Here is a 13,952-nt window from a genome sequence, read left to right on the forward strand (position 1 = left end):
TGTCTTTTTCTGAAAAGATTAAGTTATCTTTTACCAATGCCGCGCCCTTCCTTATTCCGCTGCAAGTTGCTGGTCCGTTGAAAGATCAAGCTGCGACAGACCTTTGATCAAGTGCCCCATATCCTTGCGCAAAGTGGAAAATCCGGCCGTTTTTTCCAGGCTCTGTTCATTCATATAAAGGGCCCGGTTGATCTCGATCTGAAGGGCGTGCCGGCCGTTTGCAGGCGCGCCATAATGGCGTGTGCAATGCCCCCCGGCATAAGGGCTATTGCGCACCACCTTATAGCCAAGCCCGGTTAAAAGCTCTTCGGCCTGATCGGTCAGACGCGGATCGCAGCTTGTGCCAAAGCGGTCGCCCAACACAATATCCGCATCCCAGTTTTTGTCGGGCATATCCACCGTGGGCCGCACAATATGCGAGGGCATGGAATGGCAATCAATCAAGGCACACCAGCCAAAATGCGTTTGCGCTTTTGTAAGCAGATGGTTCAAGGCTTGATGATAGGGCCGGTAAATATGGGCGATGCGGGCCATCACTTCGTCCAGTGAAAGGGGATGGGAATAGATGGGAACCCCCACCGCAACCACCCGCGCAATGGTGCCAAGGCCCGCCATCACCCGTTCGCTTTCGCTGGTGGCATAAGAGGGCAAAGGATCGCGGATCAGCAGCGGGTCCAGCTCGGTTTCCAAACGGTTGAGGTCCACATAAGCGCGTGGATAAACCGCCTTTAACAAGGGAACGCCATAGCTTGGGGCATGGGCGAACAGCTCGTCCACATAGCAATCTTCAGACCGGCGCAGCATGGTCCCGTCCAATTGCGAAGCCCGTTTGAAAGTCACGGGGTAATAGCGGCCACTATGGGGAGAAGAACAAAGGAACGGCCCCACCCCTCCGAAAGCAGGGAAAAGGTCATAGGGCGGTGCGGACATGTCACGCTCGGTTTGGGTCATGGATTTCAAGATGGGTAAAGGGACAGCCTTTATGCAGTGTCACCCATTGCAGTGCTTTGATGCAACAGGCACAGTGGAGAAAGAGACCTGACGTCCCGCGATTTTGGAAAGGCTGGAATGGCGCGACTGCTGATTGCCGAAGACGATGCGGCCATGCGAAATTTTCTAACGCGCTCCCTTATCCGCGCCGGGCATGAGGTGGTGGCGGTGGAAGATGGCCTGAAAGCCTTGCCGCATATCACTCCGGGCGGTTTTGATCTGTTATTGAGCGATGTGGCGATGCCGGAACTGGACGGGGTGTCGCTGGCCAAACGCGCGGCAGACCTTGACCCGATGATGAAAGTGGTTTTTATCACAGGCTTTGCTGCCATTGTCATGAATCGCAAGGACAGTGACCTGCCGCCCCTTCCGGCAGTGCTCTCCAAGCCCTTTCATTTGCGGGATCTGGTGGCGGTGATCGAGCAGCTTTGCGCATCATGATGATAGCCCCTTGGGACATGGCCTGTGATCCAAACTGATTTTCTTTTGGGGGTGTTGAGCCTGATTTTCGCGCCTTTTCTGGGCAGCTTTTTCGCCTTGCTTGCGGACCGCTTCCCCCGCGAGGAGCCTGTGGGGCTGACCCGGTCTGCGTGCCGGTCGTGCGCCACGCCTTTGACCGTTCTGGATTTGGTGCCGATCCTGTCCTTTCTGTGTTTGCGGGGGCGATGCCGCCATTGCGGCGCATCTATTCCAAAACAAACAGTGCTGTTCGAGCTTGGGGCCCTTGTTTTGGCAGGACAAGCGTTTCTGGCCTTTGGTGGCGGCTGGCCGGTGCCATTATCCTTGATGTTGGGGCTTGTGCTTCTCACCTTGTCGGTGATTGATGGCGCACATTTCTATCTGCCGGATAAGCTGACTTTACCGCTGGTTCTGGCGGGCTTGGCGGTGGCCGCCTTGGGTTTGGGAACGGATTTGCTTTCCGCAGCCATCGGGGCGGTCATAGGCTATGGCCTGCTTTATGGCATCGCCTTTTTTTATCGCATGATGCGGGGGCGGGAAGGCTTGGGGCTTGGGGATGCCAAGCTTTTGGCGGCGGCCGGGGCGTGGCTGGGATGGTTCAGCCTGCCTTATGTGCTGGTCATTGCAAGCCTTTGCGGACTTTTCTATGCGTTTATCTTGCAGCGTATGGGGCGGGGATTGAGCGCACAGGATGCGCTTCCCTTCGGGCCGTTTCTGGCTTTTGGTTTTTGGCTGGTCTGGCTTTATGGTCCGGCGATATATGGCCTGGGGGCCGCTTTCTGAAATAAAAAGGAACTTATAATGACAACGATGACCGATGATCAGCGCATGGCAGTGGAAGCGACGGCATTTCGCACGCTGCTCAAACATTTGGCGCACCGCACCGATGTGCAAAATGTCGATCTGATGGCAGTGGGGGGATTTTGCCGCAATTGTCTGGCGGAATGGTATCAGTCTGCGGCCAAAGAGGTGGGCGTCGAGCTGGATAAGGAGCGGCCCGTGAAGCCATTTACGGCCTGCCCTATGGTGAGTGGAAAGCGCAATTCCAAAGCCCTGCCAGCGAGGCGCAATTGGCGGCGATGAAAGACAGTCTGCGCAAAAATGAAGGCCGGGGGTTTTAAGCCCCGGCCTTGCCGAATGGATTGATTGAAAAGAACCGGATTATTTGGCGAAAACGGTTTTCTTCAAAATGGCATCCACAGACAGGCTGCCCGGGCCGTATTTCATGATGACCAGCATGGGGGCGGCCCACAGAATATGGGTTTGCATCATCATGGCCCAGAAATCGTCGGCGCCGCCGAAGACATAGAACTGGATGACCAGAGTCATGATCAGAATACCGGTGGCGGCCAAACGGCTGGCAAAGCCAATCAGCAACAGGAAGGGCAGGGCATATTCCGCCCACGCGGTGACCACTGCCGTCACTTCGGGGAAGGGCATACCGAATTCACTTTCAAACAGCATGGCCTGAAAGGGCTTCAGTTCGAACAGCCCGGCCAGTTTGTTGCCTGCCGATGTCCAGAAAATATGGATCATGGTGATGCGGGCAATGAACAAAACCAGCGCTTCGGGAATTTTATCGAATAGGGAATAAGCGGCTTTGGCTTTATCCAGAAGGCCGGTCCCCCCGGTTGAGGCAGTGTCGGTCATGTGGGTCTCCTTGGTTTTATCGCTTTGTGATTTGGTTAACGTGCAGTCGAGAAAACACCGGCAGAAAATGCCTGTGCCAGAGTGGATGACAGATCGAAATCGCTTTGCGATGCCGTAGCCCCCGCCGCTGCATCTTCCAGATTTGCCCCCGTCTGCAAGCTCATGAGGAAGGAAAAATCGCCATAAGGCAAGGGGATCATGTCCACCTCGTCTTGGCTGCGAAGGATCAAAAGCCGCGCAGGATTGTTGTCCATTTCCGGGGCCGGTGGCTCTTCCCCTTCGGAGGCCATTGCCAGCCGATAGATATCGAGGATCGGCCAAGGGCTGGCCAGCAAAGTGAGAGACGGGACGAAGTCAAAACGCAAGGCCGCCACCTCTTGGGGGCTAAGGCCCGCCAATTGTGCAGGATCAAAAGGCGTATGATCCGGGGCGCGATAGGCCAGATAAGAGGCCAGTTCCAGCCGCGCCACATCCGCCAGATAGCGAAGATTGGCCACCGGTGGATAGCTTTCCAGAAAATCCGGCAGTTCATGGCCATAATCCACCATGCGGCCATGTTGAGGTGGAAAGCGCTGGATATAATCGCGCATCATATGGTGGAAAAACTCTTCGCCCACCAATTTCGCCACCGCCGGATATAGCCCTTCGGTGGAGCGGGCGAGGGCCGCATGCACATTATTGCGGTAAATATCCAGTTGCACATCCGTAGGCACGCCGGGCATGGGCTTGATATGGGGCGCAAGTGCCGTATCGCCGCGGCCTGAAAGAGCATCGGCAAAAGCGGATTGTATGCCTGCAAGTGTTATTTTATCCGGCGACGCTGGCATTGTTTGTCCCTTGCACCAAAGATGCCATGACATGCTCGGCTTGCTTTGCTTCAGCCAAAAGATCCGCAAAGGGCGGCAGATTGTCGTCGCGCTCGATCAAGGTGGGCTTTGGGCCGATCCGAATGATGGCCTGTTCATATAAAGCCCACACATCATCATTGATCGGTGTGCCATGGGTGTCGATGCGAATGTCTCGTTCGCCATACTGGTCGATGCTATGGCCGGCCAGATGGATTTCGCCCACGGCATCGCCGGGGATGGCATCCAGATAGCCGATGGGATCGAAGCCGTGGTTCATGGCGCAGACATGGATATTGTTCACATCAAGCAGCAGGCCGCAGCCGGTGGCTTTGACAAGGGCGCGCAAGAAGTCTGGCTCTGTCATATCGGCATTGGCAAATTCGAGATAGGTGGAAGGGTTTTCCACCAAAATGGTGCGCCCCAATGCCTCTTGCATGCGATTGACATTGGCTGTCATGGCCGCAAGGGCTGCGGTGGTTAGCGGCAGGGGCAAAAGATCCGCAAGAAAATGATCCTGATAGCGGCTCCAGGACAAATGCTCGGACACCACAAAAGGGTCAAACCGGTCGACCAGCGCTTTCAAACGGGCCAGATGGTCCGGATCTACCGGGTCATATGATCCAAGGGACGCGCCAACGCCGTGCAAAGACAAGGGGTAATTGGACCGCACCGCTTCAAGTGTTGTCAGTCTGGGACCACCACCGAGCATATAATTCTCGGGGTGGACCTCGAAAAATCCGAGGTCGGGACGTCCTTCAAGAACATCCCGATAATGCTCGACCTTCAAACCGATGCCGGTTTTATCCGGCATCGGGCGGTCAGGCTGAAATCCGGGCATCAAATGCCTCAGGCTTTTTTCTCTTCGAGGCTGCCACCGGCAAGCTTTTCGCACACGCCTTTAGGAACGAACATCCAGGCATTGCCTTGGAAATCCACTTTGGACGTGCCCTGGCAAGAGGTGCCGGGACCTGCTTTACAATCGTTTTGGCCGGCTTTGGCAACACCGTAGCATTTTTCAGCTTTCTTGGCCCAATCCTGAGCTTGAGCGGAAGAAACAGAAACAGCCGCGGCAAGGGCGCCGGCAAGGGCGATGGTGGTGGCTTTGGATGTCAGCGTTTTCATAGCAATTTTCTCCAGTTAAGTAGGGCACAGATCATCTGGCTTTTAGATAATCCGAGGCCGGCATTTGACGGTTGGCCTGATAGCTCTCCGCGCCGACACCCCTTAAAGGTAAGCGGGATGGGGTCAAAGGTGAAGTCAGATGATTTTCACATTGTCGTCAGACGGTTTAGGTGGAGTATCACGAAATCCCCACCTTGTTTTCAGCCTGACGGTACCGCATTTTACGGGTCCGGCCTTAGCCGGCGTTGCATCGAGGATGTCTCGCGGCTACAGTCCGCGACCATTTGATGGATTTTTGTAACCAGTATAGCACAGGGGGTCCTTATGGTGACCAACGCAGGCGGTGTTGCCGGCGATATCCTTCGGTCTTTCATCGAGCGCATTGAGCGGCTCGAAGAAGAAAAAAAAGGGATCGCGGATGATATCAAGGATGTTTATGCAGAAGCCAAATCATCTGGCTTCGAACCCAAAATCATGCGCCAAGTGGTCCGTATTCGCAAAATGGAAAGCCATGAACGGGAAGAGCAGGAAGCCTTGCTCGATGTTTATATGCACGCCCTTGAAGGACATAGCGGTGGCCCGGCGGAAGCTGCCGAGGACTAATCGTCTCCAAAACGTGCACCAATACAGTTTCAGGCGCTGATTTCGGGAAGGTTTTGATGGGTGAACTGCCGCAAATCCGGCGGCAGGCGTGACGCCAGTCCATTGAGCTTTTTCGGATCGCCACTGGTTAAAAGCCGTAAATGGCCGCTGCCCGATATATCCATTTCCGGGTGGCGGGCCAAATACCCCTCCAAAGCTGTGGCCACCATATGGGGCTGGGTGAAAATCTCCACCGTTCGGGGCAGGGCCTTGCGGAACTGGTCGATCGCAAAGGGATAATGGGTGCAGGCAAGGGCGGCGCTGTCGATGGCAGCGGCCCCTTTTTGCGCGATGAGCCCGGCCACATAACCATCCACCAGACTCTGGATGTCCGCATCGGGAAGATGGGCTTCGATGGCATCGGCAAGGCCCGGGCAGGCTTGCTGGAACACGGTGATTTCAGGCGCCCGTTGAGAGATTTCCAGAACAAAGGCCCGGGAGGCCACAGTGCGCGGTGTGGCGAAAATGGCAATGCTGCGGCTTTTGCGATGGGGCGGGGTGCTGGCCGGCGTTTTTATGGCCCAGTCCTGTCCGGTGATGGTTTCCACCAAGGGGACATGCACACCCAGAACGCGCGCTTGCGGTGCATGGCGTAAAAGCCAGCCCTGTTGCAAGGGGCGCAAGGCAACGGCTGCCGCCGTGTTGCAGGCAATCACGATCAGGCGGCACCCCTGATCCAGTAAAAATTCGATGGCCTGTTGGGTGAAAGCCGCTACTTCCTTGGCATCGCGGCTGCCATAAGGGGCGCGGGCGTGATCGCCAAAATACAAGAAATCTCTATGGGGAAAGGCTTGGCGCAGGGCTTTGAGAACCGTCAGGCCGCCGGAGCCGGAATCGAAAATACCGATCACGCCATCTTACTCATTGCTGGAACCACATTATGCTTCATAACCGGATATCGTTAAAATCAGCGTTTCATCTGTGGTAGCTTATGAAGAAAAGCGGCGCAAATAAGAGTGCGCTTTATCGAACAATAGCGGCCATGAAAAATTTTCAAACGCGGGCTTGTTTGGTTTTTGGGCTCAGGCCCAGCTCATCCAGTCGGCGGTATAGGGTTGATCGCCCGATGCCCAAACGCCGGGCCACTTCGGATAACCGCCCGTCATAACGCTGGATCGCTGCTTCGATGGCTTCGGCTTCGATATCGGCAAGGGTGCGAAAATCGCCATCTTCGGTAATCAATGGCAAACAGGGGGTGGAATCCTCATGGGAGCCGGATGTTTCCACAAGACCGGAAGGCGGGGCTGTATGCTTGGGTGCGATTTGTGGAAAGTCTTCCACTTCCAGTTTTGGGCCGTCGCTCATCACCACCGCGCGGAACACGGCATTCTGCAATTGCCGGATATTGCCCGGCCATGGATAGCGGCGTAGCATGATGGTGGCGCTTTTCGACAAGGTTTTGGGCTCGATGCCTTCGGTTAAGGCAATGATTCGAGCGAAATGCTGCGCCAGTTGGGGGATATCGTCGGCGCGGTCTTTAAGGCTTGGAATGGTCAGGGGAAAGACATTCAGGCGATAAAACAGATCTTCGCGGACGATTCCCTTGGAAACCAGATCGGCCATATTGCGGTTGGTGGCGGAAATCAACCGGATATCCACCGGCACAGTTTGGCCGCCTCCGATGGGGTCCACTTCATTTTCTTGCAAAACGCGTAGCAGCTTCACCTGAATATCGTGCGGCAATTCACCGACTTCATCCAGAAACAAGGTGCCACCAGAGGCATCTTGAAATTTGCCGATATGGCGTTCTACGGCTCCGGTGAAGGCCCCTTTTTCATGGCCGAACAGGATGCTTTCCACCAGATTTTCCGGAATGGCCCCGCAATTCACCGCCACAAAGGGCTTGCCCGCCCGATCCGAGCTTTCATGAATAGCCCGGGCGAACATTTCCTTGCCAACGCCCGACGCCCCTTCAATGAGCACGGGAATAGAGGTTTTTGCCGCTTTTTTTGCCAGCCGCACCACGCTTTTAAGGGTGTCGCTTTCACCGATCAGGTCGTCAAAGCCGGGATGGGCCTGTTCGGTGGCCCGCATGGGGGCCAATTCGCCGGTCATGGCCACATGGGACAGGGCGCTGTCGATGGCCGTGCGGATGCGTTCGGCGCTGGCGGGCTTCACCAGAAAATCGCTGGCACCGGCTTTCATCGCCTGAACAATGCGGGTTACACCGGAATGGGCGGTCAACACGATCACCGGCAGGTTTGGCTTATGCGGTTTTAACTTTTCCAGCAATTCAAGCCCCGACAGGCCCGGCATTTGCAGATCAAGCACAAGGCACGACACTGCCGGGAGATCCTGATCGAGCAGGCGCGTCAAGGCGGCTTGCCCATCGGAGGCCGTTTCCACCCTATGACCGGCGCGGGTGATCATCCCCGACAGCAAATGGCGTTGTGTCGGCTCGTCATCAACAACGAGAATGAGATGCGGTGCGTGGATCATAGTGGGCCTGATACCTGATTGGCCAGCCGGTTGAACCGACAGGCACTGTTCTCTTTTTTGTATCATTACGGGACAAGCGTTAAGAAACCGCGAAAAATAGGGGGAAATGAAAGGGTTTTCCTTTGTGCGATCAGGCCGCTGCCTTGCGCTGGCTGCACAGCGCCCACATCTGTTGCAAGGGCGTTGTCCTGCGCCCCTTATGCCGGTTCCCGATTTGCAAGAGGGATATGAGCTGATTATGCCCAAAGATAGGCCTGACAACAGCGAATCGAACAGGCTGGGTGGGCGTTTGCGCCGCTATGCCCGGGTCGGTGGCTCTGTAGGTGGATTGGCGGTGCGTCTGGCGGGGGATCGACTGGTGGGGCGCTCCACCGATCAACAGGCTTTGGCCGAGGATTTGCGTACAGCCCTAGGCACCTTGAAGGGGCCGGTGATGAAGATCGCGCAGATCTTGTCCACCATTCCCGATGCCTTGCCCGCGACTTTTGCTGCGGAACTTTCGCAATTACAAGCGGCGGCCCCTTCCATGGGGCGGCAATTTGTAAAACGCCGCATGCGTTCGGAACTGGGGCCGGATTGGCAGGAGAATTTCGCGGAATTTTCTTTAGAAGCCTCTGCCGCGGCGTCCTTGGGACAGGTGCATCGCGCGCGGGCCCATGATGGAACGGCACTGGCCATCAAGCTGCAATATCCCGATATGTCCAGCACGGTGGAAGCGGATCTGAACCAGCTTGATGTGTTATTGTCGCTATACCGCCGCTATGACAGTTCCATCGATACCCGGCAGATCCGCATGGAATTGGCCGAACGTCTGCGTGAAGAACTGGATTATCGCCGCGAAGCCAAGCATATGCGGCTTTATCAGCATATGCTGCATGGTGAAATGTCGGTGCATGTGCCGCTTCCTTATCCCGATCTTGGCACCGGGCGGCTTTTGACCATGGGCTGGCTGGAAGGGCGCGGCTTGTTGCAGTTCAAAGATGCGGATCAGGACACCCGCAACCGGCTTGCCATCAATTTATTCCGGGCATGGTATGTGCCGTTCCACCGCTTCGGGGTGATCCACGGGGACCCGCATCTGGGCAATTATACCGCCGCGCCTGATCTTTCTATCAATTTGCTGGATTTTGGCTGTGTACGGGTATTTCCCCCGACATTTGTGGGGGCTGTGATCGATTTGTATCGGGCCTTGCGTGATGGAGATCGCGATCTGGCTGCCCATGCCTATGAAACATGGGGGTTCAAGGATCTGTCCAATGAACTGATCGATGTGCTCAATATCTGGGCTTCTTTTCTTTACGCTCCCTTGATGGAAGACCATCCCCGCCTGATCAATTCCGCCGCTGAACCGGGGCAATATGGCGCGCAAACGGCGGCAAAGGTGCACCGGCGTTTAAAGGAACTGGGGCCGATCACGCCGCCGAGGGAATTTGTCTTTATGGATCGGGCGGCCATTGGCCTTGGCGGGGTGTTTTTGCATCTACAGGCGGAAGTGAACTGGTACCGTCTGTTTCAGGATATTATCGACGATTTTTCTGTGCCCGCTCTGGAGAAAAGGCAAGGCGATGCCCTTGCTTATGCAGGGCTGGTGGAGTGGGCCTAAGCATCACGCCCCTAATGGAATAGACCGCATGAGAAATATTATGTCTTTTGTTGCGCAATAAAAATTGCATTTTGTGCATGTGAATAGCTTTTGCTATGGTCTTGTTGTCGTCTTTACCAGAGATCATCTGATGGAGGGAGCAATGGCTGTAATTCCCGAGGATTATCAACATGATAAAGAAGTGCAATTTAGCCGGTTCGGCAATTTTCTGTTTTGGCTTGCTGTGGGCCATCTTTGCATTCTCGCGCTGATGGCGTTGTTTCTTTTGTGATCTGTCGATGGGCCACATGGACCGGGGGGCTTGGTTGAACCATCTACCGGCCCCATATGGCCGGGCCGGGCGGTGGGTGACGTGCTTTAACACAACAAGGAGTTTGCGTGCTGTGACAAGGAAGATCGCTGTCGTTAAGGAAACCGCCATCGATGAAGGCCGTGTGGCCGCAACCCCTGAAACCGTAAAAAAGCTGATCGCTTTGGGCTTTGATGTGCATGTGGAAACAGGCGCAGGGGCCGCAGCTTCGTTTGTGGATGAAGCCTTTATAGATGCCGGCGCAAAGATCGCTGAAACACGCGGCGCAGTGCTGGATGGGGCGGATGTGATTTTGAGCGTGCGTGGACTGGAAGCGGATTCCCTGTCCGGTGTGAAGGCGGGAGCTTTGATGCTGGGGCTTTTGAACCCTTATGGCGATAAAGCGCGGATCGAAGCCTATGCCAAGGCTGATTTGCAAGCAGTTTCTTTGGAACTGGTGCCACGGATCACGCGGGCGCAAGCGATGGATGTGTTGTCTTCTCAGGCCAATCTGGCGGGCTATAAGGCGGTCTTGGAAGCGGCGCATGTCTTTACGCGGGCCTTTCCCATGATGATGACCGCTGCAGGCACTATCGCCCCGGCACGGGTGCTGGTGATGGGGGCCGGGGTTGCCGGTTTGCAAGCCATTGCCACAGCGCGGCGGTTGGGCGGCATTGTTTCCGCCACCGATGTACGCCTTGCCGCCAAGGAACAGGTGGAAAGCCTGGGCGGGAAGTTCGTGATGGTCGAAGATGACGAAGCCAGAACAGCAGAAACGGAAGGCGGATATGCCAAGGAAATGAGCGACGCCTATAAGCAGAAGCAGGCGGCGCTGATTGCCGAAACCATCAAGAAGCAGGATATTGTCATCACCACTGCTCTGATTCCGGGCCGTCCGGCCCCGAAACTGGTAACAGCCGAGATGCTGGCCAGCATGAAACCGGGATCGGTGGTGGTGGATCTGGCGGTGGAGCAAGGCGGGAACTGCGCAGGCTCCAAGCCCGGTGAAACCGTTCGCGTGGGGGGGTTTCCATTATCGGGCATCGCAATATGCCGTCTCTTGTGGCGACAGATGCCTCCATGCTGTTTGCCAAAAACCTGCTCAATTATTTGACACCGCTTGTGGACAAGGAAACAGGGGCGCTGGCCCTTGATCTTGAAGACGAGATCATTGCGGCATCTTTGGTGACGCAAAACGGTGCCATCATTCATCCGCAAATCAAATCTGCCGCCTAAGAGGGGACTATCAGATGCACGAGATCGCCATGATGGCGGCCGCGGGGGCAAGCGCCGCGACTGCCAGCCCGATTCTTCAACAGCTTTCCATTTTCGTGCTGGCGGTATTCGTCGGCTATTATGTGGTGTGGAGCGTTACACCGGCCCTCCACACGCCTTTGATGAGCGTCACCAATGCCATTTCCTCGGTGATTATTGTGGGGGCCATCATCGCCGTTGGCGGTGAAGGGACAAATATCGCCACATGGTTGGGGCTGGTGGCCATTGCCTTGGCATCGGTCAATATCTTCGGGGGTTTTGCCGTTACGGCGCGCATGCTGTCCATGTACAAGAAAAAAGAAAAGAAATGAGGGTGGGCAGATGAACCAACAATTCATTGATATTACGGCTGCGGCTTATCTGGTTGCGGCGGTTCTGTTCATCATGGCTTTGCGCGGATTGTCCAATCCGGAAACGTCGCGGCAGGGCAATGTATTTGGCATGCTGGGCATGCTGATTGCGGTGACGGCCACCATCGCCCGCCCGGATGTGTTTGAATTTGGCCTGCTGCCTGTTTTGGGCGCCATCGCCGTGGGCGGCGGGGTTGGTCTTGTGATCGCCCGGCGTATTTCCATGACGGCCATGCCGCAACTTGTGGCGGCGTTCCACAGCCTTGTGGGTTTGGCTGCGGTGATGGTGGCGGGCGCGGCTTTCGTCAATCCCGGCGCTTTTGGCATTGTGGATATGACCAGCGACCTTTTGGCCCGCGCCACCGGCAATGGGCATGGCGATATTTTTCTGGCAAGCCGCATTGAAATGAGCCTTGGTGTGGCCATCGGGGCCATCACATTTTCCGGCTCGGTGATCGCATTTTTGAAGCTGCAAGGGTTGATGTCCGGCGCTCCTATCACGCTGCCCATGCGGCATGGGATCAATCTGGTGATCGGGCTGGCGATCCTTGGCGGTCTTGTGGCCTTTTCCATGGATCAAACAGCGTCGGTGTTGGGTATTCATGTATTCTGGTGGATGACGGCTCTCAGCTTCCTCATCGGCTTCTTGCTGATCATCCCTATTGGCGGGGCGGATATGCCGGTGGTGGTTTCCATGCTCAATAGCTATTCCGGTTGGGCGGCCGCGGGCATTGGCTTTACCCTGGGCAATAATGCACTGATCGTTACCGGCGCGCTGGTGGGCTCGTCGGGGGCAATCCTGAGCTATATTATGTGTAAGGGCATGAATCGTTCGTTTATCTCGGTGATTGCCGGTGGCTTTGGTGGCGATGATGCGGGAGGGATCAAGGGCGCACGGCCTGATCGTCCGGTAAAATCCGGTTCGGCGGAAGATGCGGCCTTTATCATGAAGAACGCGGGCACTGTGCTGATCGTGCCGGGCTATGGCATGGCGGTGGCGCAGGCTCAACATGCCTTGCGGGAAATGGCCGATGTTTTGAAAGCCGAAGGGGTGACGGTAAAATATGCCATTCATCCGGTGGCGGGCCGTATGCCGGGGCATATGAATGTTTTGCTGGCGGAAGCCAATGTCCCCTATGACGAGGTGTTCGAGCTTGACGATATCAATAATGATTTCCAGACTGCCGATGTGGCCTTTGTGATCGGGGCCAATGATGTGACCAACCCCATCGCCAAAACCGATCCTTCAAGCCCTATTTTCGGTATGCCGATTTTGGATGTGGAAAAGGCAAAGACGGTGTTGTTCGTGAAGCGCTCTTTGGGGGCGGGCTATGCCGGTGTGGATAATGAGCTGTTCTGGCGTGAAAACACCATGATGCTGTTCGCCGATGCGAAAAAAATGGTCGAGGATATCGTGAAAGCGTTGAACTGATATCGTCAAAGGAGTGAGTGGACTTTGGGCGATTGACGCGCTTGGAAAAGCAGGAAAGGCCCGGTGGACATTCTCCGTCGGGCTTTTTCATTCTGCCCGTTTTCTTTTTAAAGGTGCTTTGGAGCGCTATCCGCCTTCGCAGCGATTATTTGCAAAAAGAAACAAAGAAAATGAAAGAAGGGGCTTGCGAGAAGGGCGATGCCTCGTTTATACGATCCCTCCCGAAGGCCTGCCCCAACAGGCTATTGCGGTAGATGCTGCATTTGATATATCGGGCGCGTAGCTCAGTGGGAGAGCACTACGTTGACATCGTAGGGGTCGCAAGTTCAATCCTTGCCGCGCCCACCATTTTTTGTAGAGAATACAGCATGTTAGTTTTTCTTTCGATAAGGCATGACGTGATCGTACCCCCGTCTCGGGTGCAACTCGGGTGTAAAGGCAACTTCGACGCTGTGGCGATCTCGTTGAGAAAGTCGTTCAGCGCTGGCGTTACAGTTCCAAGATATTCGGGATCGAAGGACGCGTAGATATCCGTGGACGATGGGTTCCTGTGGCCCAACCAGCCTTCAAGATCCCATTTGTCGACCCCGCGTCTCCGCATCTCGGAGGCGACGGTATAACGGATCGTTTTTGGCACCCAATCTTCCGGAAACTCGAGTTCGCGGCGCGCTCGTCGCCAGGCAGTCTTGATCGAGCTTACAGGGCGGCCTCTCCACTCCACTAACCAGCCATCGCGATCCAGCCATGGCTTGAATACGGGAACAATAGGGATAGTGGGTCGAAATTTCTTGGTCTGCTTTCTACCCTTGGGATTTAAAGAGAGGCGCATGGAGGACAGGTTCACTTGTTCGCG

Annotated in this window: 16 protein-coding genes, 1 tRNA gene and 2 pseudogenes; 11 read left to right on the forward strand and 8 right to left on the reverse strand. The window is 55.6% G+C overall.

Going from position 1 to position 13,952, the window contains the following annotated elements; genetic code table 11:
- Nucleotides 1-51: 51 nt before the first annotated feature.
- Complete coding sequence (locus JCM17844_RS04525) at nucleotides 52-951, reverse strand: N-formylglutamate amidohydrolase (RefSeq protein WP_149999858.1); 900 nt, start codon at nucleotides 949-951, stop codon at nucleotides 52-54.
- Between the two features lie 117 nt (nucleotides 952-1,068).
- On the opposite strand from JCM17844_RS04525, the gene JCM17844_RS04530 reads away from it, so the two are divergent.
- The 3 genes and pseudogenes from JCM17844_RS04530 (at nucleotide 1,069) to JCM17844_RS04540 (ending at nucleotide 2,570) form a co-directional block, all read left to right on the forward strand.
- A complete protein-coding gene (locus JCM17844_RS04530; RefSeq protein ID WP_149999859.1) occupies nucleotides 1,069-1,431 on the forward strand; it encodes a response regulator in 363 nt (120 codons plus the stop codon).
- A 24-nt stretch (nucleotides 1,432-1,455) separates the two neighbouring features.
- Nucleotides 1,456-2,232, forward strand: coding sequence for a prepilin peptidase (locus JCM17844_RS04535; RefSeq protein ID WP_149999860.1), 777 nt, complete (start codon nucleotides 1,456-1,458; stop codon nucleotides 2,230-2,232).
- Nucleotides 2,233-2,259: 27 nt separating this feature from the next.
- Nucleotides 2,260-2,570: pseudogene (locus JCM17844_RS04540) on the forward strand (DUF1244 domain-containing protein).
- 40 nt (nucleotides 2,571-2,610) lie between these two features.
- Here the strand turns inward: JCM17844_RS04540 and JCM17844_RS04545 are convergent.
- Genes JCM17844_RS04545 through JCM17844_RS04560 form a run of 4 tightly spaced genes read right to left on the reverse strand, consistent with a single transcriptional unit; the run spans nucleotide 2,611 to nucleotide 5,069 of the window.
- Nucleotides 2,611-3,099, reverse strand: coding sequence for a DoxX family protein (locus tag JCM17844_RS04545; protein ID WP_149999861.1), 489 nt, complete (start codon nucleotides 3,097-3,099; stop codon nucleotides 2,611-2,613).
- 35 nt (nucleotides 3,100-3,134) lie between these two features.
- Nucleotides 3,135-3,926 (reverse strand): HvfC/BufC N-terminal domain-containing protein, encoded by a 792-nt coding sequence (locus tag JCM17844_RS04550; protein WP_210431360.1) that lies wholly within the window; start codon nucleotides 3,924-3,926, stop codon nucleotides 3,135-3,137.
- The gene (bufB, locus tag JCM17844_RS04555) at nucleotides 3,907-4,758 is read right to left on the reverse strand and encodes an MNIO family bufferin maturase (RefSeq protein WP_149999905.1); all 852 of its coding nucleotides are present in this window, start codon (nucleotides 4,756-4,758) and stop codon (nucleotides 3,907-3,909) included. Before bufB ends, JCM17844_RS04550 begins: the two co-directional genes overlap by 20 nt.
- A gap of 35 nt (nucleotides 4,759-4,793) precedes the next feature.
- Entirely contained in the window at nucleotides 4,794-5,069 is a 276-nt protein-coding gene (locus tag JCM17844_RS04560) for a BufA1 family periplasmic bufferin-type metallophore (RefSeq protein ID WP_149999863.1), read from the reverse strand.
- Nucleotides 5,070-5,393: 324 nt separating this feature from the next.
- On the opposite strand from JCM17844_RS04560, the gene JCM17844_RS04565 reads away from it, so the two are divergent.
- Entirely contained in the window at nucleotides 5,394-5,672 is a 279-nt protein-coding gene (locus JCM17844_RS04565) for a DUF2312 domain-containing protein (RefSeq protein WP_188873742.1), read from the forward strand.
- Nucleotides 5,673-5,701: 29 nt separating this feature from the next.
- On the opposite strand, the gene JCM17844_RS04570 is transcribed toward JCM17844_RS04565, so the two are convergent.
- Nucleotides 5,702-6,562: a glutamate racemase gene (locus tag JCM17844_RS04570; protein ID WP_149999864.1), complete on the reverse strand. Its 861-nt coding sequence runs from the start codon at nucleotides 6,560-6,562 to the stop codon at nucleotides 5,702-5,704.
- A gap of 142 nt (nucleotides 6,563-6,704) precedes the next feature.
- Nucleotides 6,705-8,150, reverse strand: a complete 1,446-nt coding sequence (locus JCM17844_RS04575; RefSeq protein WP_149999865.1) for a sigma-54-dependent transcriptional regulator — start codon at nucleotides 8,148-8,150, stop codon at nucleotides 6,705-6,707.
- A 238-nt stretch (nucleotides 8,151-8,388) separates the two neighbouring features.
- Between JCM17844_RS04575 and JCM17844_RS04580 the strand changes: the two genes are divergently transcribed.
- The 7 genes and pseudogenes from JCM17844_RS04580 (at nucleotide 8,389) to JCM17844_RS04600 (ending at nucleotide 13,447) form a co-directional block, all read left to right on the forward strand.
- Nucleotides 8,389-9,753 carry an ABC1 kinase family protein gene (locus JCM17844_RS04580; RefSeq protein ID WP_149999866.1) on the forward strand — a complete coding sequence of 455 codons (1,365 nt, stop codon included), beginning with the start codon at nucleotides 8,389-8,391 and terminating at the stop codon, nucleotides 9,751-9,753.
- A 142-nt stretch (nucleotides 9,754-9,895) separates the two neighbouring features.
- Entirely contained in the window at nucleotides 9,896-10,024 is a 129-nt protein-coding gene (locus tag JCM17844_RS16410; protein WP_268885058.1) for a hypothetical protein, read from the forward strand.
- 112 nt (nucleotides 10,025-10,136) lie between these two features.
- Nucleotides 10,137-11,278, forward strand: a pseudogene (locus JCM17844_RS04585) (Re/Si-specific NAD(P)(+) transhydrogenase subunit alpha).
- Between the two features lie 29 nt (nucleotides 11,279-11,307).
- Entirely contained in the window at nucleotides 11,308-11,628 is a 321-nt protein-coding gene (locus tag JCM17844_RS04590) for an NAD(P) transhydrogenase subunit alpha part 2 (RefSeq protein ID WP_371863757.1), read from the forward strand.
- 10 nt (nucleotides 11,629-11,638) lie between these two features.
- Complete coding sequence (locus JCM17844_RS04595; RefSeq protein WP_149999868.1) at nucleotides 11,639-13,099, forward strand: NAD(P)(+) transhydrogenase (Re/Si-specific) subunit beta; 1,461 nt, start codon at nucleotides 11,639-11,641, stop codon at nucleotides 13,097-13,099.
- Nucleotides 13,100-13,112: 13 nt separating this feature from the next.
- Entirely contained in the window at nucleotides 13,113-13,382 is a 270-nt protein-coding gene (locus JCM17844_RS14410; RefSeq protein ID WP_210431364.1) for a hypothetical protein, read from the forward strand.
- Nucleotides 13,373-13,447 (forward strand) — tRNA-Val (locus tag JCM17844_RS04600). The genes JCM17844_RS14410 and JCM17844_RS04600 overlap by 10 nt, the downstream gene beginning before the upstream one ends.
- Here JCM17844_RS04600 and JCM17844_RS17140 read toward each other — a convergent pair.
- Nucleotides 13,398-13,928: a tyrosine-type recombinase/integrase gene (locus JCM17844_RS17140; RefSeq protein ID WP_149999907.1), complete on the reverse strand. Its 531-nt coding sequence runs from the start codon at nucleotides 13,926-13,928 to the stop codon at nucleotides 13,398-13,400. The genes JCM17844_RS04600 and JCM17844_RS17140 overlap by 50 nt on opposite strands.
- Between the last annotated feature and the right edge of the window lie 24 nt (nucleotides 13,929-13,952).

It is taken from the genome of Iodidimonas gelatinilytica (assembly GCF_008579125.1).
Classification (GTDB): Bacteria; Pseudomonadota; Alphaproteobacteria; order Sphingomonadales; family Rhodothalassiaceae; genus Iodidimonas; species Iodidimonas muriae.